This is a genomic window from Streptomyces phyllanthi (genome assembly GCF_009377205.1).
GTDB lineage: Bacteria > Actinomycetota > Actinomycetes > Streptomycetales > Streptomycetaceae > Streptomyces > Streptomyces phyllanthi.
In genome coordinates this window covers 1-1023 of sequence record NZ_VJZE01000938.1, presented here as the reverse complement: position 1 = coordinate 1023, position 1023 = coordinate 1, and the positions used below count along the sequence as shown (strand labels likewise).

At 73.5% G+C, this 1023-nt stretch carries 1 protein-coding gene; it reads right to left on the bottom strand.

Annotated features, from left to right (window positions below; genetic code table 11):
- A partial coding sequence (locus FNH04_RS46255) for an ROK family protein (RefSeq protein ID WP_152792184.1) occupies positions 1-730 on the bottom strand: 730 nt, incomplete at its 3' end.
- Positions 731-1023 lie beyond the last annotated feature (293 nt).

The following is a 1023-nucleotide window of genomic DNA, read 5'->3' as shown; positions in this document are numbered from 1 at the left end:
GGCCCACCCCGCGCCACTGTTCGCCCAGCGCGGCCAGGTTCGCGTCGTTCTCGACGGCGACCGGGCAGCCGAGGTGGTCGCGGAGGATGCCCACGATGTCGACCTCGGTCCAGGTGCGGAGGTTGTCGGACTGGCGGACGCGGGTGTTGTTCCGGTCGACCAGTCCCGGGGTGCCGACCGTGGCGGCCCAGACGCGGGATACGTCCACCTCCGCGCTGTCCATGGCCGACCGGATCAACGAGGTCACGGCTCGCGCGCGGGCGGGGCCGGTGAGGTCCGCGCGGACGGCGCGGCGCTCGACGGCGACCGGCTCGCCGTCCAGGTCGGCCAGGCAGGCGGTGACGGAGCGGGGCCGTACGTCGACGCCGACGACGAATCCCGCGTGCGAGCGGAAGCGGAAGCGGCGGGCCGGGCGGCCCGGGGAGCGCCGGCCACGGGCGGACACGGCGGGGGCGACCACGATCAGGCCTCGGTCGGTGAGTTCCTCGGCGATCGCCTCAACGGTCGGCCGGGACAGGCTCGTCGCCGCGGCGAGCTCGGACAGCCGGGGGTACGGGTCCGCCGAGCGCACAGCGGCGAGCACGGCCGCCGCGTTGGTGGCGCGCAGGTCCGCCACGGCCACGACCGCGGGCACCCCGACCGGCGGGCCCGGCTCCGTGGCCCCGCTGAGCGGCCAGACGGCATCCGGCTCCGGCGGGGCGGCGGCCCCGGGGTCCCTGGACGTGGTCAATGGTCAACCTCCTGTGCCCGTGACCCTACGACGAACCACGACGAACAACCGGGCGCCGGTCTCTTGACGCCCCATGGCTCGATGTCGATTATGAAACGCAACTGCTTTATTAAATAGGCCCCGCAGCGCAGTGGCGTTCACCGCAAGCGCATCTCCGCTGTGTGCGCCTCTCCGCTGTAAGCGCCGCCGTAAGCAACTCTCCGCTGCAAGCGTCTCTCCCCTCTCCGTATCTCCACGGCACTCGCCTCCCTCGCGCAGCGCCCAGAGCCCCACGGCTCCCCGCAGAGCCCAGC